Origin of the sequence: Pseudomonas brassicacearum subsp. brassicacearum, from assembly GCF_008801605.1 — a bacterium.
Taxonomy (GTDB): Bacteria; Pseudomonadota; Gammaproteobacteria; order Pseudomonadales; family Pseudomonadaceae; genus Aquipseudomonas; species Aquipseudomonas brassicacearum.
Map to the genome: position 1 here is coordinate 1 of NZ_VZPJ01000042.1, position 660 is coordinate 660.

The following is a 660-nucleotide window of genomic DNA, read 5'->3' on the forward strand; positions in this document are numbered from 1 at the left end:
CATGACTGGGGTGAAGTCGTAACAAGGTAGCCGTAGGGGAACCTGCGGCTGGATCACCTCCTTAATCGACGACCGCAGCTGCTTCATGAGCTCCCACACGAATTGCTTGATTCATTGAAGAAGACGATAGAAGCAGCTTTAAGCTCCAAGCTGATAGCTCATAGCTAACAGTTACAAGCTCGAAATTGGGTCTGTAGCTCAGTTGGTTAGAGCGCACCCCTGATAAGGGTGAGGTCGGCAGTTCGAATCTGCCCAGACCCACCAATTTTGTAATGGGGCCATAGCTCAGCTGGGAGAGCGCCTGCCTTGCACGCAGGAGGTCAGCGGTTCGATCCCGCTTGGCTCCACCATAAACTGCTTCTGAAAGCTTAGAAATGAGCATTCCATCAAAGTGATGGTGAATGTTGATTTCTAGTCTTTTGATTAGATCGTTCTTTAAAAATTTGGGTATGTGATAGAAAGATAGACTGAACGTTACTTTCACTGGTAACGGATCAGGCTAAGGTAAAATTTGTGAGTTGCTCTCATGAGCAAGATCGAATTTTCGGCGAATGTCGTCTTCACAGTATAACCAGATTGCTTGGGGTTATATGGTCAAGTGAAGAAGCGCATACGGTGGATGCCTTGGCAGTCAGAGGCGATGAAAGACGTGGTAGCCTG

The 660-nt window shown here is 47.7% G+C and carries 2 tRNA genes and 1 rRNA gene; all 3 read left to right on the forward strand.

The annotated features are described in order from the left end of the window. Positions 1-64, forward strand: a 16S ribosomal RNA gene (locus tag F7R20_RS31420); the annotation flags it as partial. Positions 65-187: 123 nt separating this feature from the next. Then, positions 188-264 (forward strand) — tRNA-Ile (locus F7R20_RS31425). Positions 265-274: 10 nt separating this feature from the next. Beyond that, positions 275-350, forward strand: a tRNA-Ala gene (locus tag F7R20_RS31430). Positions 351-660 lie beyond the last annotated feature (310 nt).